We start from the raw sequence: 21510 nt of genomic DNA, 5'->3' as shown, positions 1-21510 counted from the left end.
GGTGGTTGAAAGCACTCCGCTCAACGCGTTGATGGCGCGCGCGGGTGGGGTTCGCGGGCTGATCTACACGTCGCTTCCGGTGACCGCCTTCGGCGCGGTGAACGCCTTCGCGGACCTCGGGTGGTCGCTGGCCGCCGCCCTCGGTGTCGCGGCGGCCGTCCTGCTGTGGCAGCTGGTGCGGCACGAGTCGGTCCGACCGGCACTGTTCGGCTTCTGCGGGGTGGCCGTCGGCGCGGGGTTCGCGTTCGTCACCGGCCGGGCCAAGGACTTCTATCTGCCCGGCATCTGGACGTACCTGGTGCTGGGGATCGCCTTCACCGCGTCGGTGCTGATCCGCCGCCCGCTCATCGGTGTCGGGTGGGCGTGGATCACCGGCCGCGACGGCGCGTGGCGCGGGGTGCCTCGGGTGCGGCGGGCGTTCGACCTCGCCACCATCATGATGGCGTCGGTGTCCTGGGCCCGTTTCGCGGTGCAGTACTACCTCTACGACACCGATCAGCCCGGACTGCTCGCCACCGCGCGCATCGCAATGGGGTGGCCGATCTGGGTGGTGACCACGGCCCTGATCTACTTGGCCGTCAGGACCGCCATTCGGGCGCTGCCACGCGCATCCGACACGGCGTGATTCACCGATTCGGAGGGAACGACACATGGCCGATGCAGACGCCGCCGCGATCCGCGCTGAGCGAGGTGACTGGGTGCACGACCATCTCGAGGAGTATCTGAGCTCGGGCGGCGCCCGGGGACACATCCTCGACCTGGGTTCCGTCGGCGGTCACACGCTGACGACGCACTGCCTGATCAGCTGCGCGGGCCGCAAGTCCGGCAAGACGTACGTCACGCCGCTCATCTACGGCAACCTCGGCGGCGAGATCGTGGTCGTCGCGTCCAAGGGCGGTGCCGACACCCATCCGGAGTGGTACCTCAACATCCGCGAGAGCAAGACGATCGGCGTGCAGATCGCGACGCAGGCGTTCGAGGCCACCTGGCGCGAGCCCGAGTACGAGGAGCGCCACCAGGTGTGGTCGTTCATGACCCACCTGTTTCCGCCCTACCTCGGCTACCAGACCTCGACGACGCGGCACATCCCCGTGGTGATGTTGCGGCCCGGACGCTCGATCCCCGTCTTTCAAGGCGATTTCGGCGCGTAAACGTTCGGTCAGCGAACGTCTACGCGCCGAAATCGCAGAGGCGGCAGAGCTACGCGCCGACGGTCTCCTTGGTGACGAAGGTCATCACGTAGCCGATCGGGATTCCGGTCCGGTCGGCGATGCACTCGCGCGCCGCCAGCTCGACGCCCGCGCGGCGCCGCGCGTGGGTGACGCCACCGATCTCCGGGATGCGGACCGTCCAGCCGTCGATGTCACGGCTGATCTCGATGTCGAAGCTCTGACCGACCGTCTGGTAGCTCACGCGGTGGGTGAGGTGCTGCCTGCGGTTGCTGCGAAGGGACTGCGCGCGCCGCAGGGTGGGCTGAATGGGCATGAAGGGTTTCCTGTGTCGTCGACGAACCGCGGGCAAGGATAATGCGGGATCGGCGAAATCACCTAATCGTTCGCAGGCCGCGTGCAACGGTGATCGGAGACGAATGCCGTGGTCGTGAATTGTCTTCGCTCAGAACTACTTTCAGATGTTCAGCGGGTGTTCACCCATTCGGCATGCAGCCGTTCACTGGCAGTAGGACCGCGTCGCGAACGCCAGCGCCCGCCGGTATTCGGCGTCGAGATCACGCGCGGCGGCGACGTCGTTGCTGGCGGTCTCGAGGTCGACGTCGCACTGGGGTGCACGCAGCGAATCCCATTGTGCGGCAATCTCGGAAACCATCGTGCGATTGAGCGCGTCGATGGTGGCTCGGGAGTCCGATAGATCAGGTGCTGCCGTGGGAGCCCCGCCGGGGTCGAGCTTCCACTCACCGAACCGGTCGTATTGGACCGCGACCGTGGCATCGATCTGGTCGCGGAACGCACGCGCCACGTAGGAGGGGTCGACGCCCACGTCGCCGGCGGCCGCGGTCACGGCGTCAATCACCTGTTGCTCGCGCACCGCATCCTCGATGGGTGCGTGAGTGATCCACTTCGAGGCGGCGACGGCGTCGGCGGTCTCCAGACGCTGGGCGGCGGCATCGACCAACGCGAACAGGGACGGCGGTTCGGCCTGCGCCGGCGTCGGCACGGCCAGCAGGGCGAGCGCCGCACCTGCGACGGCGATCCCGACGCGGAGGCCTGAAGCGGTGGTGGTCATGTCGACAACGTAGACCGAGTCAGGGTCGGCGGTCCGCTGCGCCGCCGTTGGCGCCGGTGCCCGCTGCGCCGTCGGTGCCGTTGGCCACGAAGATGTTGACGATCGGAACCAGGCTGGCGAGGCCGATGACGTAGTAGAACAGCTTGAACTCCACGGGGCCATTGAAGGCAGCTGTCAGGGGATTGGGAGTGGGTGACGGGGCTCAGCAGGAACAGGCTGGACCCGAGGCTGCCGTTGGCCCCCGTGACACATTCGCTCGGCAACAGCGGGCGCCCGATACTGGTGGCCGGTGACAGCGACGGCGCCACGACTGGTGCGGCCTGCGCCATTCCTGCAGTTGTGATACAGCTACTACATTGAGTTAGCTGTTCCGCCGGAAGCGGGTCGATCCAGACAGGTATGCCATACGCTCAACCGGTGGCTGAGTCGACGTGGTGGCAGTACGTGCTCACCGTTACCGGCAGTGCCAGTCAGAAGGGCATCGCCGACGCAACGGGAATCGATCAATCCAGTATCTCGCGCTGGCAGCGGGGCGCCACGAAGCCTCGAGCGGAAGCGGCGGTCGCCCTTGCCCGCGCCTACGGTCACTCGCCGGTCGAGGCCCTCGTGGCCGCGGGTTACCTGAAGAGTGACGAGCTGGGCGTGGTCGAACTGACGACGCTGACCGGAGACCTCAGCGGAGCGTCGATAGATTCACTGCTGAGCGAGGTTCGGCGACGGGTGCTCGCCGCCGACGCGGAGCACGCGCAGTCCTGGCCGGCTGGCTGGACCTCCGACGACGCGCGCATGGGCGGGGCGCAAGACCGCGAGCAGAGCGGCGATCTCAACGGCTGACAGATCCTGCGGCCGAACGCGGGTCATCACCTGTTCCAATTCCCACCGCAAGTGCGGCAAGACGGTGATCGCGTGGGACGCGACAGCGTCGATGGGAGAAGTCATGTCGTCGCCTACCTTAAGCCAGCGGTGCACGGGTGGGTCCGATCCTCGGACCAGCGGGGACACGGCTGGCTCGTCTTGCGCCGGGTGATTCCGCACGACGCAATAGTGTCATGGTGCTCTCTCCCGTCGAAAATCTCAAGCAAACTTCATTTCCGAACTTTGCGACTGTTCCGGGGGTCACGTCGGGCATCCCCTGGTCGGCCATCGAGCAAAGCGCCGGGCGGCCACCTCGTCGAGGTCGGGACGAAGGTGCGGCGCACGACCCGCTTTGACGGGCGACGTCGTCCGTCTCGCGGGGCAGTCCACCGAACTGAGAGAAATTCTCCCCTTTGAACAGGCTTTCTCATGAAAGTTTCGCGGCGTCGGTGCGATCCGCACTGTCGAAGTTACAGCGGATGTGGCCCCCCGCAGCGACCTCGAGAAGCCATCGTCACGAAGTTGTCATGCCGCTGGTTTTCCGAGCGTGGCAACAGGGATGGTGACGATTGGGTGGCTGCTTCTCCGGCGCGAAGACCACCGACGGGCAAACGCTGGAGCGAACATGTGTCAAATGTGTTGACTGTTTGCCAAGATCATTGGCCGATACCTCTGGCAGGGCCCACGGTTACGTGACTTTTCATCGTGACGGTCCATGACGAACAGCGGTTCGCGCAGCAAAGTGAGGCCCGATGACTGGAAGGCCATTAGGTTGGGAAGCCATGCAATCGACGACGGGACGCGCAGTGCGACATGTCCGGGTGTTCCGTGCTCTCGCCGCCTGCCTGCTCATCGTGGCGGCGTGCGGGAATCCCGGTGCTGACAACGGCACCGGCGCGGTAGGCGAGACGACGGGCACTGGCCCGTCGGGTCCGCCTGCGCGCCAGGTGGTGAGCCCGTCCCTTCTCGACGCAGGCAAGTACCCGACCTCACCGCGTCCGCCACTGGGGGTGTCGGGCAACCCCGCCACCGGTGCGATCGCCGATGCACAACACATGGCCGACTTCGTGGTGGGCCCCTGGGAGGTCGACGAGAAGCTCGTCGACACTTATCTCAACAGCTACTACGTAATCGGGAGCGCCGACGTGCTGCAGCAGTTGGGGCCCGAGGAGATCGCGAACGCAGCCGGCCGGAGCGGACTCGTCAACGGCTTCGCCTCGGCTCGCCAGAAAGCGGATGAGGCCGCCATGGTGAACGCCGTGCTGCGGTTCCCCGATCCGGCCGCGGCCGTGGCGGCCAGTGCGGCGATGGGTGACGCGGCGGTGAAGCAGCCGGTCAAGGGCGTCACGCCAGCGGTGGCTCCGATTCCCGGTCATCCCGATGCCGTGGCGTCGACGTACCCGTTCACACCGCACGGCTCGAACCAACCCCGCGCCACGGTGCGCTCGTTCACACCACACGGACCGTATGTCCTCATGCAGTTCGTGCAATCGGTCGACGGGCTCGATTCCGCCACCGCTCTTGTCGCCAAGGCGATCGACACGCAGCGACCGGTGATCGACCAGTTCACGCCCGCAGTCGACCTCGCCACGGTTCCACTGGACCCCACCGGACTGCTCGCCAGGACCCTCCCCGCGACCGTTGCCGTGACGGCGAAGAACGCGGTGTACGCGGTCCGCGGGGCCGAGCACTTCCAAAGCAATCCGGTCGGCTCGGCGGCGCTGTTCGATGACACGGGAACCACCCGCGTGGCGATGGGGAGCACGAACGTCTACGAAGCCAAGGACGAGGGTTCCGCGGCCTTGATCACCAACGCGTTCAGCGAGGAGGTGTCGTCAACGGAGGGCACCACACCGGCCGACACCGTCGCACCGCTTCCCGACAGCCACTGTTATGCGCTGCCGCAGGCGTTCTACTGCGTGGCGCCCGCCGGTCGCTACGCGATCGAGGTGAGCAGTCCGAAACTCGATGACGTGCACCAGCAGTTGGCCGCGCAATACGTGATGCTCACCGCGACATAGGTCAGCAGCTACTTGGCGTTGGGGCAGGACACGTCGACGTACACAGTCGACGACATGATCATGCTCGCCATCGGACCGTTCGGGTTGCGGATCGCGTCGACGCGGCATTCCTTCAGTGGAACGTTCGGGTTGCCTTGGAGAAAGTTGATCTGGGTGTCGAAGCCGCTCGCCGTCAGCTCACTGACGATGATGTCGGCCGACGCCGATCCCGCCTGCGGGTCGGCAAGCGCTTGCGGCGCCGCCACGAGCGCGGTCACCGCTGCGGCGAACGAACAGAGGGCCAGGGCTCGCGGCCTACGTGATGTCGACGGCATGGTCATCGGAGCTTCTCCTCGGGTAGGTCGGTCGGCTGCCACGGTGCGGTGGCAGTGGATGCCGTTCGGCGGTCAGTTGACTCAGAGCTGAGAGTTCTTGCCGTAACCGCAGCGACGGTCGAAATCAGCGATCGGCTGCCGGATGGCGTCCGTCTCGGCCTTGACGAGTGGATGCGTCGCGTAGTAGTCGACGAGCTTCATCGTCGACTGATCATCGGCGTCGGCCTCAAGGCCCGTGATGAACGCGTTCACGTCGGGGTGGGTGAAGAGGTAGCTCGACATGGCGGCCGCCACGCCGGCCGATACGCCCGCGAAGTCGGCACCGGTGCAGTTCGGCGGTACGGGGTCACCGGACTCCGCCAAAGCCGTTGGGGCACAAAACAACGTCGCCGCAACGGCGGCGGCTCCCAGCGCGGGGATGAAGCGTGCGTTCATGATGCGGACTCCTCGGTACTCGCCTCGGGGGCTGGTGGCAGCCCGTCACGAGAAAGCTACTGCCGCGAAGTGGCCGCACAACGACCGTAGCGTGAACAACAGTACTGGTAGGTACAGTATTGCCGATACGCATGAGCAGCAGTGCTTTCCATGTGTACTATCGAGTACAGTAAAGAAGTCAGGAGCAGGTCGTAGCAGTCAGGAGCGCAATCGTGACGCGGGCCGGACGGCTTCCCAGCGGTGCAACTCGGCTATCGCACTCGACAACGCGTCACGTAGTACCGTGACGTCGTCGCGCACGCGGGCGAGCAGCATCCCGCCCTGCAGTGCGGCGATCACCATTGCCGCCAACCTGTCGGGGTCGGCGCTGCGCTTCAGCTCCCCGCGCTTCCGCATGGCGCGCAGCCCGTCCGCGAGCGGCTTCTCCCACCGCCTGAACGCATCATCGAGGAGCGGACGGAAGGCGGGATCGTTCTTCAGCTCGGCGGCCATGGTCCCCAGCGGACAAGCAAAGGGCCCTTCGGGAGGGGCGTGCAGCTCCAGGTATTGGGCTGCCCACTCCTGGATTCCCTTCCACGAGTCGGTGTGGTCGAGATAGGGCTGTTGCTCCTCGAGGACCCATTCCAACTGCCGCTCGATCACGGCGCCGACGAGGTCGTTCTTGTTCGAGAAATAGTGGTACAGCTGGCTTTTGCCGGAGCCAGCGGCTGCAAGGACCTCGTCCAGGCTCGTCGTCGCGACGCCGCGCTCGTACATCAGGGTGGCGGCCGCATCGATGATCGCCGCGCGGGTACGGCGACCGCGTTCGGTGGTCGGAAGGGGTCGCGCTCCTTCAAGCGGACCGGTATGCATGGTGAACAGTGTATGACTTGACCCGGTAGGACCCGTCGACACCCGCACACGCGGCCCTGCCTGCGTGTACCCTCCGGTACAGTCGGGACGTGGCACTCGACGTCGACGAGGAGTGACATGACAATCGCCGAGCCGCCTGCCGAGGGCGATCACCCGGCCCCTCCCTCGGGCGCGCCCGTCCGGGAAGCGCAGCACGGGTTTCCCGCCGCGATCTGGCGGACGCTGGAGAACCACCCGCCCCCCGGGTTGTCGAAGATCAGATGGCGGAGCCCGTTGCGCGGGCCGTGGTTGACGTCGGTGTTCGGTGCCGTCCTCCTAGTCATCCTGCCGATCGTGATCCTCACCGGGTTGTTGTCCTACATCGCCTACGGCCCCAAGTTCGGCATGGCCATCCCGGCGGACGTCGGGTGGCTCAAGCTGCCATCGTTCGACTGGCCGAGCAACCCGCACTGGCTCTATCGCCTGACGCAGGGTCTGCACGTCGGCCTGGGGCTCGTCATGATCCCGGTGGTCTTGGCCAAGCTGTGGTCGGTGATCCCCCGACTCTTCACGTGGCCACCGGCCCGCTCGGTGGCCAACGTGATCGAACGCGTATCGCTGCTGATGCTCGTCGGCGGCGTGCTCTTCGAGATCGTCACCGGTGTCTTGAACATCCAGTACGACTACATCTTCGGCTTCAGCTTCTACACCGCCCACTACTTCGGTGCGTGGGTGTTCATCGCCGGGTTCGTGGCCCACGTGGCCATCAAGCTTCCGACGATGATTCGCAGCCTGCGCTCACGATCGATGCGTCGGGTGCTCGCCACGTCCCGGGCCGATACGCTGCCCGAGCCGCTCGACGAGAATGGTTTGGTGGCAATCGATCCCGACCCGCCGACGTTGAGCCGACGGGGCATCCTGGCGGTCGTCGGCGGAGGCGCCCTGCTGGTGGCCGTGCTGACCGCCGGGCAGACCATCGGCGGCTGGACCCGCCAGTTCGCCATCCTGCTCCCACGTGGGCGTAGCTATGGCGACGGCCCCAACGACTTTCAGATCAATCGCACGGCCTTCTCGGCCCGCATCGACCCGGCCCTGACGGGCGACAGATGGCGGCTGCAGCTGCTCGGCGGCCCGCAACCGGTGATCCTCGACAGGGCCATGCTGGCCGCGCTGCCTCAGCACACCGCAGAACTGCCGCTCGCGTGTGTCGAGGGTTGGTCGACGGTCGAGACATGGACGGGGGTCCGGCTGGCAGACCTCGCCGCCGCCGCCGGTCGTCCCGAACCGGGCTCGGCGATCGTGTCCTCGCTCGAGCGGTTCGGCGCCTTCAATCACGCTCGGCTGCAACGCAATCAGGTCCTCAATCCCGACTCGCTACTGGCGTTCAAGGTGAACGGCGCGGAGCTGTCCCTGGACCACGGCTACCCGGCCCGGATCATCGTCCCCGCCCTTCCCGGTGTGCACTGCACCAAGTGGGTGGCCTCGATCGACTTCCGGGAGGTCTGATGGACGACGTGTCGGCACGGTTCCGGCGGCTGTACGGTGAGCACGTTCTGCACCTGATCGTGCTCCTCGGAGCGCTCGCGCTCGCCGCCTATGCGATTTGGGTCCTCGGCATCGATCAGCTGTTCAACCCACGGGTGTGGTGGCAGTCGATCGCGGTGTGGTTCGCCGTCGCCGTCATCGGCCACGACCTCATTCTGTTTCCGCTCTACGCCCTGGTGGAGAGGCTCCTGCCCAAGGAACGCCGCCGCGCGAAGCCGACCGACGCGCGCCGGGTGCCGCTGACCAACTATCTCCGGATTCCCACGATGGCAGCCGCTTTGACCTTCGTGCTGTTCCTGCCGGGGATCATCGAACAGGGTGCCTTCACCTACTACGCCGCGACCGGCCTGACCCAGGAGCCGTTCCTGGGACGCTGGCTTCTGCTGGTGGCGGGTTTCTACCTGACCAGCGCCGTCTGCTACGTCGTGCGGACCGTCACGACCAGGACTCGTCCAGCTCCCCAAGCGACTCGATGAGAACGCTGTTGGCGGTGTAGTCCACCGGGCACGCGACGACGCTCACCGTGTCGGCGGCCAACGCCGCCCGGAGGGTGGGCAGCAGCTGGTCCGCCGAGGCGATGCGGTAACCCTTCGCGCCGAAACTCTCGGCGTAGGCAATGAAGTCGGGATTGTTGAACCGGGTGTCGACGTTGTGGCCGATCTCGAGGTCCATCTTCCAGCTGATCAGTCCGTATGCGTCGTCGACCCAGACGAGGATCACCATCGGCGTGCCCACGCGCAGCGCGGTCTCGATCTCCTGCGAATTCATCAGGAAGGAACCGTCGCCGGTGGCGACGAGAACCTTGGCGGTGGGCCGCGCGATCTTGGCGGCGATACCGCCGGGCAGGGTCCACGCCATCGTGGACAGACCGTTGGAGATCAAGCATGTGTTCGGTTCATAGGTGGGATACAGCCGCGCCATCCACATCTTCAGCGCGCCGGTGTCGACCAGGACGATGTCGTCGCGGCCCAGGGCTTCCCGGGTGTCTGCGACGATGCGGGTGGGCGCCAGCGGAAAGCGGTCGTCCGCCCGGCCGCGGTCGAGTTCCTCGGCGAGCAGCTCTCGGATGCGCTCCTGTCCCGACGTCGGTGGCTGGCGGCGTTCGACCGCTGCGGCAAGCTCGTCGAGGCTGCGCCCGATGTCGGCGTTCAGTCCGACCGCCACGTCGTAGTGGGCGTCCACCTCGGCCGGAAAGCGGTGCACGTGAATGATCTTCGTCTCGCCGCGCGGGTTGATGCGGATCGGATCGAACTCCTGCAGTTCGTATCCGGCGGCGATGATGACGTCGGCCTGATCGAAGCCGAAGTTCACGTAGTCATGGCGCATGAAACCCACCGCGCCGAGCGCCAGCGGATGATCGTCGGGCATCACGCCCTTGCCGTGGAACGTGGTGGCGACGGGAATGGCGAGGGTTTCGGCGAATCGTCGGACCGCGTCGGCCGCGCCGGCCCTAGCGGCACCGTGTCCCGCCAGAAGCACCGGGTTGCGTGCGGCGCGGAGGATCTCGGCCGCCCGCGCCACCTGCGTGGCCGAGGGATCGTCGGGACGTGGAACGTTGACGCGTAGCGGAGCGGCCGCCTCGGGGGCGTCGGCCGACTCGACGTCCTCGGGTACGGCCAGGTAGACGGCACCCGGCCGCTCGGTCTGGGCGAGCTTGAAGGCCTTGCGGACCATCTCGGGCACCGCACCTGGTGTCGCGACCAGTGCCGACCACTTCGTCACCGGCGCGAACATCGAGACAAGGTCGACGCCCTGGTGGGACTCCTTGTAACTGCGCTGCATGCCCACCTGAGCCGAAAGTGCAATCACTGGCGTCGAATTCGTGGTCGCATCGGCCACCCCGAGGAGCAGGTTGATCGCACCCGGCCCGAGGGTCGCCGAACATACTCCCGCCTTGCCGGTCAGTCGGCCGTAGACCTCGGCCATGAACGACGCGCCCTGTTCGTGACGGGTGAGGACGTAGTCGATCGTCGACCTAGAGAGCGCGTCGACCAGTCGGATGTTCTCCTCACCGGGGATGCCGAAGACGTGGGTGACCCCTTCGTTCTCCAGACACTCGACGATCAACTGGGCCGTGGTGCGACTGGACTCTGGCATCCGACGAGCGTAATCGCCACACCGCCTGGCTGGTAGAGCGGCTGACGGCGAACGACATTCGCCGGATCATCACGCCGACCTCAGGAGTCGGGAACGCCCGCCTGCAGCTTAGCCATCACCTGCTCGAGGTTGAAGCTGGCCGACTCCTGCCGCTGCGGGAACTCGACGAGCGTCTGCAGCATCTTCGCGACGTACGCCTGCGCCGGCGTGAACACGAAGATTCGATCCATCATCCAGTCGAAGTAGGTGTTCGACGTGATGTCGGCACGTTCGTACGGATCGGTGCGCAGGTTGAACAACTTCGGCCCGCGCAGCACGACGTACGGTTCGAGCCAGATCTTCAAGGTGCCCTGGACCCGCTGCTCCATGAACACGATCTTCCAGTTGTCGAACCGCAGCCCGGTCAGGTCGCCATCGTCGGAGACGTAGAAGAAGTGCTTCCTTGGGCTCTCGTCGGTGGCACCGGTGATGTAGTCCAGCTGGTCGTGGCCGTCGAGGTGCACCTTGTAGGTGGTTCCGTTCAGGTCGGTGCCCGCCCTGAGCTTCTCGGCGATGGCGGGCTCCCCGGCTGCCGCGAGCAGCGTGACGAACCAGTCGTTGTGGCTGACGATCCCGTTGAGCACGGTGCCCGCGGGGATGTGTCCGGGCCAGCGCACCATCGCTGGAACTCGGTACGCGCCTTCCCAATTGGAGTTCTTCTCGTTGCGGAACGGCGTCATGCCCGCGTCGGGCCAGCTGTTCATGTGGGGGCCGTTGTCCGTGGAGTACATGACGATGGTGTCGTCGGCGATGCCGAGCTCGTCCAACGTGTCCAGCAGTTCGCCGACGATGTCGTCGTGATCGAGCATCGTGTCGTGGTATTCGGACTGCCAGCGGCCCGCGCGCCCGATGCTCTCCGGCTTGGGGTGGGTGCGGAAGTGCATGTGCGTCGAGTTGAACCACACGAAGAACGGGGTGTCGGCGTCAGCCTGCCGCTTGATGAAGTCGACGGCGGCGTCGCGGAACTCCTCGTCGCAGGTCTCCATCCGCTTCTTGGTCAGCGGGCCGGTGTCCTCGATGCGCTGGGTGCCGTCCCCGTTGGCCCAGGTGTGCAGCACGCCACGAGGGCCGAACTTCTTCCGGAACTCGGGGTCCTTCGGATAGTCGACGTTCTCGGGCTCTTCCTCGGCATTGAGGTGGTAGAGGTTGCCGAAGAATTCGTCGAAGCCGTGCATGGTCGGCAGGAATTCGTCACGGTCGCCGAGGTGGTTCTTACCGAACTGCCCGGTGGCATAGCCCTGCGCCTTCAACGCCGTGGCGATGGTCGGGTCCTCGGCCTGCAGGCCGACCGGCGCACCGGGCATGCCGACCTTGGTGAGCCCGGTGCGGTATGGGTTCTGGCCGGTGATGAAGGCCGCGCGTCCGGCGGTGCAGCTCTGTTCGCCGTAGTAGTCGGTGAAGCGGACACCCTCGGAGGCGATGCGGTCGATGTTCTTGGTGCGGTACCCCATCATCCCGTCGCTGTAGCAACTCAGGTTGCTCTGCCCGATGTCGTCGCCCCAGATGATCAGGATGTTCGGCTTGTCACCCACGAGGTTTGCCTTCCCTTGGCGCCGCTCTTGTGGACGCTCGTGGGCAGAACACTAGGCCCTTCGATTGTCGAACGGGTCGATTCCGCAGTGCGGCCGGGCCCCGTCCCGGGGGGCGCAGGCGCGCACAGCCGAGCTAGGGAGTCCCGGTCCGGAGATCGACCGACACCTCGAACGACGCCCGGTCTGCGCGGTAGACGTCGCGCGCGTATTCGACCCGTCGATCGCTCGCGCCGAAGGTGGTCCTGGTCAACAGCGTTCCCGCCGAACCCGGCCGGACGTTGAGCTGCGCGCTGGAGGAGTCGTCGAGCACGATCGACTCCAACACCGCTGTCGAGCGGCTCAGTTCGATGCCGTACCGGTCGCGCAGGGTCGCCCAGAGGGATCCTTCGTCGGCCAGGTCGAGGATGCCGGGTGTCAGGTCCGCGGGGAGGAACGTCGTCTCCAGCGCGAAGGGCACGTCATCGACGGTGCGCAGCCGGTGAAAGACATGAACCATCGCACCGGCGGAGAGTTCGAGGGCCAGGCGGACCGACGGCGTCGGCTCCTGCTGCTCGGCCCAGAGCAGCCGCGCCGCAGGGTGGCGGCCCTGACGCGACACCTCTTCGGAAAAGCTGCCGATGTGGAACCGCACCCGGGGTTCGGAGACGAACGTCCCGCGCGGCGGTCGCCGGTAGACCACGCCCTCGTTCTCCAGAAGCGACAGCGCCTGCCGCGCCGTCATTCGGCTGACCTGATGCTGTTCGGCGAGCTCACGCTCGGAGGGCAGCAAGGTGTGCGGTCCAAGCTGGTCGACGATGATCCGGTCCCGCACCTGCGCCGCGATGGCGATGTAGCGCGGAGTGGTCGACGGCCGCGTTGCGCCCCTCGAAGCGGTCATCCATGCAGGGTAGCTCCGGACCCGTCATCCGAGGTGACCACTTGGTCTAGGCCACCGCGTGTGAACACGCGGTTTCCAGGGTTGACGGGGCGGTTCAGCGCTCGCATACTTTGGTCGAGCCACATGGTCTATACCACCTGGAGGAACCAATGACCGACCCGCAGCCCGCCGTCCGAGGCAAGGGTGACGAGGCCGAGCTGGCGCAGTTCGGCTACAAGCAGTCGATGGAGCGCCGCACCGGCAAGTTCGCGTCATTCGCCGTGGCGTTCGCCTTCGTCTCCATCGCCACCGGCATCTTCACCACCTACGGAGCGGTGTTGAACTCGTCGGGTCCCGTCGGCATCTGGACCTGGCCGATCGCGGTCGTGGGGCAGCTCGCCGTCGCGTTCGTCCTGGGCACCATTGCGTCGCGGATGCCGGTGACCGGGTACGCCTACCAGTGGATGTCGCGTCTGGCCAACCCGATCCTCGGCTGGATCATCGGGTGGATCTCCTTTACCTTCCTCGCGATCGTCGTCGTCGCGGTGGACTACACGATCGCCTCGACCGTCCTTCCCGTCCTGCTGAACTACGAGGGCAGCTCGACCGTCACGTGGGGGGTGACCGCACTGGTGCTGGTGGCGCAGGCCGTTCTCCTGGCGCTGTCCACCAAGTGGAGCGAGCGCGTGAACAACGGGGCGGTATCCCTCGAACTCGTCGGCATGGTCACCCTGACGGTGCTGTTGCTGGTCGTGGCCGCAGTGCGCGGCGACATGGATCCCGGCAACCTGTTCAGCAAGGGAGCCGTTGCCCCCGAGGGGTTTTGGAGCTTCGGTGACTGGACGTCCGCGGGTCCGTGGATGCTGGGGTTCCTGCTGGGTGCCTTCACCATCGTCGGATTCGAGTCCGCCGCCAACCTCGCCGAGGAGACCAACGATCCCGAGCGCGTCGTCCCGCGGGCGATGTGTCAGGCCGTCATCGCCTCCGGCGTCCTGGGTTTCGTCTTCCTGATCGCCGTGACGTTGGCCGCCGGCGACCCGGTGGCGCTCGCCGAATCGGGCACGCCCATCGCCGACGTCATCGAGAAGACCCTCGGTTCGGTGGTCAGCACGCTCCTCCTACTCATGGTGGTCATCGCCATCTTCGCGTGTGGCCTGGTCATCATGATGACCGGAGTTCGCTTGACGTGGGCCATGTCTCGCGACGAGCGCCTCCCCGGTTGGCAGCAGTGGAACCAGATCTCACCGCGGTTTCACACGCCGTTCAAGGCGACCGTGCTGTTCGTCCTCCTCGCCGAGCTGATCCTGGCGATCTTCTCCCAATCCGAGGACGCCCTGTTCACGCTGTTCGGTGCCGCCACGCTGCTGCCCGCGCTCATCTACGCCGCCACCGTGGTGATGTATCTGGCCAAGCGAAGGAAGCTGCCCGTCAACGGCAAGTTCGACCTCGGTGCGTGGGAGAAGCCGATTCTGGTCGTCGCAGTCGTCTGGTTGACGTTCGAGCTCGCGCTCTTCCGTGACGCCAGCTTCAAGGACGCCTGGCTCTATGTCATCGTGATGGTCGTGATCGGCGCGGGGTACCTCGGCTTCCTGCTCGCCCGACGCGGGCGCGAGGGATTGGCCATGCCCGACCAGCATTCGATCGACGCCGTCCTCGACCACGAAGCGGGCACACTACGGCCATGACCTACGTGCTGGCCATCGACCAGGGCACCTCGGGCACCAAGGCGATCGTCGTCGACGGCGACGGGCGGGTGGTATCGATCGCCGAGGTCGCGCTGCGCCCGGAGTATCTGGCCGGGGGCGGAGTCGAGCAGGATCCCGAGGCGCTGTGGAACTCGGTGGTCGACACGGGTCGTCGGGCACTCGAGGAGGCCGGCGTCCCCGTCGCCGCCGTCGCGCTGGCCAATCAGGGAGAGACCGTGCTGGCGTGGGACCGCGCGACGGGACGGCCGCTGACTCCGGCCATCGTGTGGCAGGACCGCCGCGCGGAATCGGTGTGCGCGGCGCTCGCCGGATCGGCCGACGACGTCGCCCGGCGAACCGGCCTGGTACTCGATCCGTACTTCTCCGCTCCGAAGATGGCCTGGCTCCGAGCGAATCTGACCCGTGACGGTGTCGTCACGACGACGGACACCTGGCTGGTGCACAGGCTGTGCGGTGCCTTCGTCACCGACACGTCGACCGCGAGCCGCTCACTCCTGCTCGATCTGGACGCGAGAACGTGGAGCGAGGAATTGCTCGAGGTGTTCGGCCTGGGCGACGAGCCGATGCCGGAGCTCGTTGCGTGCGATCAGATCGTAGGCGAGACAACGGCTTTCGGTACTCAGCCGATCCCCGTCGGTGGGCTCGTCGTGGATCAGCAGGCCGCACTGCTGGCCGAGAGCTGCCTGGACCCGGGAGCGGCGAAGTGCACTTTCGGCACCGGCGCGTTCCTGCTCGCGCAACTCGGCGACAACGCCGCACGGTCGGGTGCCGGCCTGACCACCTCGGTCGCGTGGACGCTTCGGGACCGGACCTCGTATTGCGCGGACGGGCAGGTGTACACCGCTGCCTCGGCGGTGCGGTGGGCGATCGACCTGGGTCTGGTGCCCGCGGCCGACCAACTCGACGCCGTGTCGGCGTCTGCGGGCGACTCGAGTGACGGCGTGCTGTGCGTGCCTGCGCTCGCCGGTCTGGCCGCTCCGTGGTGGGACGCGCAGGCCGCCGCCTCGTTCACCGGGATGACGCTCAGCAGCGGCCGCGGCCACTTGGTGCGGGCCCTGCTGGAGGGGATCGCCGCGCAGGTCGCGTGTCTGGCCGACCTGGTTGCCCAGGATCTGGGACAGCCGCTGACCCGACTTCGGGTGGACGGCGGGCTGACGCGCTCCGCGGTCCTCATGCAGGCGCAAGCCGACCTCGCCCGCATACCCGTCGAGGTCTACCCGTCTGCTCACGCCACCCCTCTCGGCGCCGCGGCGTGCGCACGCCTGGCCCTGGACCCGACGCTCAGCCCGGCCGTCGTCGTGGGTACCTGGACACCCCGGCACACATACGAGCCGCTGTGGTCCGACGACCGCGCGGCCGAACACCTCAATCGCTGGCGCGACGCCGCGGCAGCCGTACTCACCTCGAAGGAGAGCCGAACGTGAACGCTCCGAACGAGATTCGTGACGTCGTCGTGATCGGTGCAGGCATCGTCGGAAGCGCCATCGCCCGTGCGCTCGGGGGCACCGGCCTGACCGTCACCTTGATCGAGGGCCGCGACGACGTCGGCGACGGCACCAGCAAGGCCAATACCGCGTTGCTGCACACCGGTTTCGACGCGACCCCCGGCACGCTGGAGTCCCGGCTGGTCGCTCGCGGCTACGACCTGCTCGGTGAGTACGCCGAGCAGGTCGGAATTCCCGTCGAACGCACGGGCGCACTCCTGGTGGCGTGGACCGACGAGGAGCGTGACATCCTGCCGACGCTGAAGGACAAGGCGGAGCGCAACGGATACCACGCCTGCGAGATCGTCAGCGCTGACGAGGTCTACCAACGCGTTCCGCACCTCGGACCCGGTGCACTGGCCGGGCTGACCGTGCCCGGTGAGTCGATCATCTGCACCTGGACCACCAACCTGGCGCTGGCGACCGAGGCCGTTCGGCGCGGGGTGGAACTGCGTCGTGGCGCCGAGGTCACCGACGTCGTCGTCACCGGCGACCACACCACCGTCGTCACCACGGCTGGTGACGTCACCGCGCGCTGGGTGATCAACGCGGCGGGACTGGGAGCCGATCACGTCGACGCCGCGTTCGGTCATCGGCGATTCACCGTCACGCCCCGTCGCGGCGAGCTGCTGGTGTTCGACAAGCTGACCCGCCCGATGGTGCCGTGCATCGTGCTGGCCGTTCCCTCGTCGCGAGGCAAGGGCGTGCTCGTCAGCCCGACCATCTACGGCAACGTGATGGTGGGGCCCACCTCGGAGAACCTGGACGACCGCGCTGCCACCGGCACCTCCGAGGAGGGTTTCGAGTTCCTGCTCGGCAAGGGTCGCGCGCTCATGCCGACCCTGTTCGACGAAGAGGTCACCGCGGCCTATGCGGGCCTGCGCGCCGCCATCGACCGCGATGACTACCTCATCGACGTCGACACCACCCAGCGCTACGTCCTGGTCGGCGGCATCCGCTCGACCGGTCTGACTGCGGGAATGGCGGTGGCAGAGCACCTTCTGGAGTTGCTGACCGATACGGGCCTCGACGTGACGCCGCGGGCGGACCTGCCTGCGCCACCGCGGATGCCGAACATCGGCGAGGTGGGGATCCGGCCGTACCAGGACGTGGAGCGCATCGCCGGGGACCCCGAGTACGGCCGCATCGTGTGCTTCTGCGAACGCGTCACCGAGGGGGAGATCCGCGACGCGTTCGCCTCGACGATTCCGCCCTGCGACCTCGACGGGCTCCGCCGTCGCACCAGGGTGATGAACGGCCGCTGTCAGGGGTTCTACTGCGGTGCGCACACCTCGGCACTCCTCGAGGCGGCCCGATGACGGCGCAACGCGTCGCCGTCGCCATCATCGGGGGCGGCCCGTCCGGGCTGACCACCGCCGCGACCCTGGCCCCGGTCGTCGACGGCGAGGTGCTCGTCATCGAGCGCGAAGCAGAGACGGGCGGAATCCCCAGGCACAGTGACCATCTGGGCTATGGGATTCGCGACCTGAAGCGGTTTCTCACGGGCCCCGCCTACGCACGACGCCTGACCGACACCGCCCGCGACGCGGGAGCCCACCTCGAGACCGAGGCGATGGTGACGGGATGGGCCGGCGAGCGCACCATGGAGATCACCTCGCCACGCGGCCGACGCACGGTGGCGGCCGACGCCGTCGTGCTGGCGACCGGTGCCAGGGAGCGGCCGCGGCCGGCCCGGTTGATCCCCGGTGATCGGCCCGACGGCGTCTACACCACGGGGCAACTGCAGAACCTCGTCCACGTCCGGCACGCGAAGGTGGGCAGCCGGGCCGTCATCGTGGGCGCGGAGCTCGTCAGCTGGTCGGCGGTGCTGACGTTGCGTGAATCCGGTTGCGCCACAGTCGCGATGGTCAGTGCGCATCCTCATCCCGAGGCCTACGCCGCGTTTCGGATCCCCGGTCGAGCGCTCGTTCGCGGTCCGATGTTGACCAGGACCCGGGTGGTGAGCATCGACGGCAAGACGCGGGTGCGGTCGGTGGTCGTGGAGAACCTCGACACGGGCGTGCGTTCGACGCTCGAATGCGACACCGTGATCACGACCGGCGATTGGATCCCCGACCACGAGCTGGCCAGGACCGCCGACCTTGCGATGGATGCGGGCACGCGCGGTCCGCTCGTCGATGCGGGTCTGCGGACCAGCCGAGCGGGCGTGTTCGCGGTCGGCAACCTGGTGCACCCGGTGGACACGGCGGACTGCGCGGCCCTCGACGGGCGGCACGTCGCACCGAACGTGATCGACTGGCTGGACCGGAAAGTCGTTGCAGAAACAGGCATTCGGTTGCGAACCACGCCACCGCTGCGTTGGGTGTCACCGCAACTGCTCACCCCCGACCGGTGTGGCCCCTCCCGCGGGCAGCTGTCGTTCTGGGTCGACGAGTTCCACCGTTTCCCGCGATTGCGCGCGGTGCAGGACGGTCGCCCCATCGGTGCGAAGCGGACGCCGTGGCCCGCCGCACCGGGGCGGATCTACCGGGCGCCGTGGTCCCTGGTGGCCGACGCCGACTTCGCCGGTGGCGACGTCGTCGTCGAACTCCTCGTCTGACAAGGTTGGACGGGGACCCGCACACGTCAGGAGATCATCGATGTCCGTCACCGTTCTGCTCGAGCTGAGATTCAAGCCCGAATCCGTCGCCCAGGCCCGCGAGGTGTTCGCCCGCGAACTGCAGAAGACGCGCGGCTTCCAAGGCGCCCTCACCGTCGACGTGCTCGTCGACGAGGACGACGATGCGCACTGGATCATCTACGAGGTCTGGGACACCGTGGCCGACGACGAGGCCTACCGCGCCTTCCGCGCCGGCGACGGCAAGATCACCGATCTGCCGCCGCTGCTGGCGGCGCCGCCAGTGAAGACCAGGTACTCGACCACCGACGTCTGACCCGCGAGTGGCCAGTTGTGCCACGCATTTCCCGAGATCGCGTGGCATAAGTGGCCACTCGGCGCAGGGCTAGGCCCTACGCTCACAAGGATGTGCGCACTAATGGAGCGGGTGTGAGGTCGTCGGTGGATCCAGGCGACGTGGAGGACGCCCTCTCGCGTAGCGGGATCGTCCAGGGCGTCGAGCCCAGCGCGGTGGCTGACCTCGTCGGCAAACTGCAGCCCGTCGACTTCCCGCGGGGGCACACGATCTTCGTGGAGGGCGAGCCTGGCGACCGGCTGTACATCATCGTCTCGGGCAAGGTGAAGATCGTCCGCAGCACCCCGGACGGGCGCGAGAACCTGCTGACCATCATGGGACCGTCCGACATGTTCGGCGAGTTGGCGATCTTCGACCCCGGCCCGCGGACGTCGAGCGTGACCACGGTGACGCAGGTGCGGGCGGTCTCGATGGATCGCGAGGCGCTGCGGGCCTGGATAGCCGGGCGCCCCGAGATCGCCGAACAGCTGTTGCGAGTATTGGCCCGTCGCCTGCGCCGGACCAACAACAATCTCGGCGACCTGATCTTCACCGACGTGCCCGGCCGGGTGGCCAAGCAGCTGCTGCAGCTGGTGCAGCGCTTCGGTGCGCAGGAGGGCAACGCGTTGCGGGTGACCCACGACCTGACGCAGGAGGAGATCGCCCAGCTGGTCGGCGCCTCCCGTGAGACGGTCAACAAGGCACTCGCCGACTTCAGTCAGCGCGGGTGGATCCGCGTCGAGGGCAAGAGCGTACTGATCCTCGACCCCGAGCGACTCGCGAAACGCGCTCGCTAGGAACCGGTTTCACACGAGGTGTGGGCTGCCGTCGGCGTCCCGGGTGATCAGACCGGCGGCCTGGAACTGGTCTAGCCAGCCATGCATCGGCCACCAGCCCCAACGTCGTTGGAAGACAGCTGCATTCGCCAGGATGTCGGCGAGGTGCTCGACGGGCGGATCCGATACCGGGTGATACTGGTGAAAGGCGTGGGCGCCGCCGACCCAGAACATCGGTACCTCCTTCGACATCGCCAGCTGACCGAAATCCGTGTCCTCGCCACCGTATCCGTCGTAGTCGGTGCAGAAGCCGCCGATTTTGGTCCACGTCGACGCGGTCACCGCAAAGGACAGCGACCAGAAGAGTTGATAGTCGGTGGTCTGCAGGATGGCATCGCCGCTCGGCATCGGACGCCCCGGGTGCGGGGAGATTCGTCGGGTCAGTGTCTGCAGGTCGTATCCGGTCGGCTCCGGCGGCGGGAGATAGGTGACGGGACCGCACAGCAGGGCGTCCGCGTACCGGCCGTCGGCGGCGGCTTGCCGGTAACGGGCGATCAGCTCGGGCGCCGGGATGCAGTCGACGTCGAGGAACACCAGCAACTCCGCGCCGGCCTCGATGGCTCGTCGGGCGCCGAGGTTGCGGGCGCCGGCTACCTGCAAACGGCCATCCGCGGTGTGGTGGTCGACGACGCAGGCCGCGCTACCGCTGGCACGGACGGTCGCCGCGACGGTGTCGTCGGCCATGGCGACGACGACGTGGCCCGCCGGCCGATCGTGACTTCGGGCCAGGCCCTCGAGCTGGCGGCGCAGATGGGCGGCCCGCCCCCGGACGGCGGTCACCACGAACGTCCTCACGGTACGGAGACCGGGGCCCGACGCGCCGCCACCTCGTCGATCTGGGCCGCCGCGCGGGCGGGTGCGCCTGCGGTCTGCCACCGGCGCCATGCCTCGGGGTCGAGGCGAAGAGCCCGGTCGATCAGCTCGTCCCACTCCGGCGACTCCGGCCACCGTCGCAGGCTCACGGCGAGGCCCGACCGGCCGAGCACCCCAGCGGTCGTCTCCTGCTCGGCGAACGGTCGCAGCTGTGGCACCACGATGGCGGGCCGGGCGGCGGTGGCGATGTCGGCGATCGAGCTCTGTCCGGCGTGCGCGACCACGACGTCGGCGTCACACAGGTCGTCCCACGGATCGTCGATCCACCGTCCGCCGGCAACGCCGAGGGCGTTCCAGCGGAAACGGGGATGGTCGGCGGCGTACCGGTCGATCATCGCGGCGTCGACGGTCGACCCGCCGGCGCCACCGAGGGTCAGTACGCGGCACGCGCCGTCGTCGCGGCGGACCGGCCGTGGCCGGCCCTCGAAGCGGCTGATCCCACCGACGTAGGAGGTCTTGTGGTCATGACGTCGCAGCCAGTCGGGCTGGTACAGGGCTCGGGGCCACGCGGCCACGATGTGGTCGGCGAGCTCGTACACCAGTTCGTGCGGCCGGTCGGTGCGTTCACCCGGCATCGCGACGACGACCACCGGCACGCCGAGCAGCCGCACCAGGGTGGCGACCTCCACCGACACGTCGACGACGAACGCAGCCGGCCGGGCGACCGTGATCCAGTCCGCGATGAGTCGCATGCGTTCGCGTAAACCGTCGTGGTGCAACGGAACCCAATGAAAGACGTCCGACGCGGTGGGATCCACGGCAGGCCCGCCGCCGTCATCCCGGGGGAGGGGCAGTACCTCGTCGAAGGGAGTCTGCTCGCCGAGGGGGAGCGAGGTGAGCACCGTCACGGGCTGGTCCAGCTGGGCGCAGATGCTGGTGGTCCTGGCGAGGTGACCCCTGCCATGGTGGTGCACGTAGTAGCCAATCAAGGGG

General features: G+C 67.4%; 23 protein-coding genes. 12 read left to right on the top strand and 11 right to left on the bottom strand.

The genetic code is table 11. The features are described 5' to 3' along the window. The first annotated feature begins 1 nt into the window (after position 1). Together QUE68_RS27765 and QUE68_RS27760 are read left to right on the top strand one after the other, a co-directional pair. Positions 2-625 carry a DUF3159 domain-containing protein gene (locus QUE68_RS27765; RefSeq protein WP_284234318.1) on the top strand — a complete coding sequence of 208 codons (624 nt, stop codon included), beginning with the start codon at positions 2-4 and terminating at the stop codon, positions 623-625. 25 nt (positions 626-650) lie between these two features. After that, positions 651-1151 carry a nitroreductase/quinone reductase family protein gene (locus QUE68_RS27760; protein ID WP_284234316.1) on the top strand — a complete coding sequence of 167 codons (501 nt, stop codon included), beginning with the start codon at positions 651-653 and terminating at the stop codon, positions 1149-1151. Between the two features lie 49 nt (positions 1152-1200). Here the strand turns inward: QUE68_RS27760 and QUE68_RS27755 are convergent, their stop codons facing one another. The 3 genes from QUE68_RS27755 to QUE68_RS27745 all read right to left on the bottom strand — a co-directional run bounded on the left by QUE68_RS27755 (position 1201) and on the right by QUE68_RS27745 (position 2395). Continuing rightward, on the bottom strand, positions 1201-1413 hold the full coding sequence (locus QUE68_RS27755; RefSeq protein ID WP_349816702.1) for a long chain fatty acid-CoA synthetase Faa4p: 213 nt from the start codon (positions 1411-1413) through the stop codon (positions 1201-1203). 255 nt (positions 1414-1668) lie between these two features. Then, positions 1669-2241 (bottom strand): chorismate mutase, encoded by a 573-nt coding sequence (locus QUE68_RS27750; protein ID WP_284230053.1) that lies wholly within the window; start codon positions 2239-2241, stop codon positions 1669-1671. Positions 2242-2260: 19 nt separating this feature from the next. After that, positions 2261-2395, bottom strand: a complete 135-nt coding sequence (locus QUE68_RS27745; RefSeq protein WP_284230051.1) for a hypothetical protein — start codon at positions 2393-2395, stop codon at positions 2261-2263. Positions 2396-2658: 263 nt separating this feature from the next. Between QUE68_RS27745 and QUE68_RS27740 the strand changes: the two genes are divergently transcribed. Further along, the gene (locus QUE68_RS27740) at positions 2659-3075 is read left to right on the top strand and encodes a helix-turn-helix domain-containing protein (RefSeq protein WP_284230050.1); all 417 of its coding nucleotides are present in this window, start codon (positions 2659-2661) and stop codon (positions 3073-3075) included. 803 nt (positions 3076-3878) lie between these two features. Next, a complete protein-coding gene (locus QUE68_RS27735; protein ID WP_284230049.1) occupies positions 3879-5117 on the top strand; it encodes a DUF7373 family lipoprotein in 1239 nt (412 codons plus the stop codon). An 8-nt stretch (positions 5118-5125) separates the two neighbouring features. Here QUE68_RS27735 and QUE68_RS27730 read toward each other — a convergent pair whose 3' ends face one another. The 3 genes from QUE68_RS27730 to QUE68_RS27720 all read right to left on the bottom strand — a co-directional run bounded on the left by QUE68_RS27730 (position 5126) and on the right by QUE68_RS27720 (position 6718). Then, positions 5126-5437, bottom strand: a complete 312-nt coding sequence (locus QUE68_RS27730; RefSeq protein ID WP_284230048.1) for a hypothetical protein — start codon at positions 5435-5437, stop codon at positions 5126-5128. 75 nt (positions 5438-5512) lie between these two features. Continuing rightward, positions 5513-5866, bottom strand: a complete 354-nt coding sequence (locus QUE68_RS27725; protein ID WP_284230046.1) for a hemophore-related protein — start codon at positions 5864-5866, stop codon at positions 5513-5515. Positions 5867-6064: 198 nt separating this feature from the next. Continuing rightward, entirely contained in the window at positions 6065-6718 is a 654-nt protein-coding gene (locus QUE68_RS27720) for a TetR/AcrR family transcriptional regulator (RefSeq protein ID WP_284230044.1), read from the bottom strand. Between the two features lie 117 nt (positions 6719-6835). On the opposite strand from QUE68_RS27720, the gene QUE68_RS27715 reads away from it, so the two are divergent. Together QUE68_RS27715 and QUE68_RS27710 are read left to right on the top strand one after the other, a co-directional pair. Continuing rightward, positions 6836-8203 carry a molybdopterin-dependent oxidoreductase gene (locus QUE68_RS27715; protein ID WP_284230042.1) on the top strand — a complete coding sequence of 456 codons (1368 nt, stop codon included), beginning with the start codon at positions 6836-6838 and terminating at the stop codon, positions 8201-8203. Next, the gene (locus QUE68_RS27710; protein WP_284230040.1) at positions 8203-8718 is read left to right on the top strand and encodes a hypothetical protein; all 516 of its coding nucleotides are present in this window, start codon (positions 8203-8205) and stop codon (positions 8716-8718) included. The genes QUE68_RS27715 and QUE68_RS27710 overlap by 1 nt, the downstream gene beginning before the upstream one ends. On the opposite strand, the gene QUE68_RS27705 is transcribed toward QUE68_RS27710, so the two are convergent. From QUE68_RS27705 to QUE68_RS27695, 3 genes are all read right to left on the bottom strand, one after another. Then, positions 8678-10339: an acetolactate synthase large subunit gene (locus tag QUE68_RS27705; RefSeq protein WP_286274791.1), complete on the bottom strand. Its 1662-nt coding sequence runs from the start codon at positions 10337-10339 to the stop codon at positions 8678-8680. The genes QUE68_RS27710 and QUE68_RS27705 overlap by 41 nt on opposite strands. A gap of 80 nt (positions 10340-10419) precedes the next feature. After that, positions 10420-11910 (bottom strand): arylsulfatase, encoded by a 1491-nt coding sequence (locus tag QUE68_RS27700; RefSeq protein WP_286274790.1) that lies wholly within the window; start codon positions 11908-11910, stop codon positions 10420-10422. 133 nt (positions 11911-12043) lie between these two features. Then, the gene (locus QUE68_RS27695; protein WP_286274789.1) at positions 12044-12787 is read right to left on the bottom strand and encodes a GntR family transcriptional regulator; all 744 of its coding nucleotides are present in this window, start codon (positions 12785-12787) and stop codon (positions 12044-12046) included. 149 nt (positions 12788-12936) lie between these two features. On the opposite strand from QUE68_RS27695, the gene QUE68_RS27690 reads away from it, so the two are divergent. From QUE68_RS27690 to QUE68_RS27665, 6 genes are all read left to right on the top strand, one after another. Continuing rightward, the gene (locus QUE68_RS27690) at positions 12937-14451 is read left to right on the top strand and encodes an amino acid permease (protein WP_286274788.1); all 1515 of its coding nucleotides are present in this window, start codon (positions 12937-12939) and stop codon (positions 14449-14451) included. After that, positions 14448-15896, top strand: coding sequence for an FGGY family carbohydrate kinase (locus QUE68_RS27685; RefSeq protein WP_286274787.1), 1449 nt, complete (start codon positions 14448-14450; stop codon positions 15894-15896). The genes QUE68_RS27690 and QUE68_RS27685 overlap by 4 nt, the downstream gene beginning before the upstream one ends. Continuing rightward, positions 15893-17275: an NAD(P)/FAD-dependent oxidoreductase gene (locus QUE68_RS27680; protein ID WP_286274786.1), complete on the top strand. Its 1383-nt coding sequence runs from the start codon at positions 15893-15895 to the stop codon at positions 17273-17275. Before QUE68_RS27685 ends, QUE68_RS27680 begins: the two co-directional genes overlap by 4 nt. Then, positions 17272-18516, top strand: coding sequence for an NAD(P)/FAD-dependent oxidoreductase (locus QUE68_RS27675; protein ID WP_286274785.1), 1245 nt, complete (start codon positions 17272-17274; stop codon positions 18514-18516). The genes QUE68_RS27680 and QUE68_RS27675 overlap by 4 nt, the downstream gene beginning before the upstream one ends. Positions 18517-18556: 40 nt before the next feature. Beyond that, complete coding sequence (locus QUE68_RS27670; protein WP_284230024.1) at positions 18557-18850, top strand: putative quinol monooxygenase; 294 nt, start codon at positions 18557-18559, stop codon at positions 18848-18850. 140 nt (positions 18851-18990) lie between these two features. Continuing rightward, entirely contained in the window at positions 18991-19665 is a 675-nt protein-coding gene (locus QUE68_RS27665) for a Crp/Fnr family transcriptional regulator (RefSeq protein ID WP_284231437.1), read from the top strand. 9 nt (positions 19666-19674) lie between these two features. Here QUE68_RS27665 and QUE68_RS27660 read toward each other — a convergent pair whose 3' ends face one another. Together QUE68_RS27660 and QUE68_RS27655 are read right to left on the bottom strand one after the other, a co-directional pair. Continuing rightward, positions 19675-20499, bottom strand: coding sequence for a glycosyltransferase family 2 protein (locus tag QUE68_RS27660; RefSeq protein WP_286274784.1), 825 nt, complete (start codon positions 20497-20499; stop codon positions 19675-19677). After that, the gene (locus QUE68_RS27655) at positions 20496-21506 is read right to left on the bottom strand and encodes a glycosyltransferase (RefSeq protein ID WP_286274783.1); all 1011 of its coding nucleotides are present in this window, start codon (positions 21504-21506) and stop codon (positions 20496-20498) included. Before QUE68_RS27655 ends, QUE68_RS27660 begins: the two co-directional genes overlap by 4 nt. Between the last annotated feature and the right edge of the window lie 4 nt (positions 21507-21510).

The organism is Mycolicibacterium sp. TUM20985, assembly GCF_030295745.1.
Classification (GTDB): Bacteria; Actinomycetota; Actinomycetes; order Mycobacteriales; family Mycobacteriaceae; genus Mycobacterium.
The sequence above is the reverse complement of the archived record's forward strand: the minus strand, read 5'-3'. Positions and strand labels throughout refer to the sequence as shown.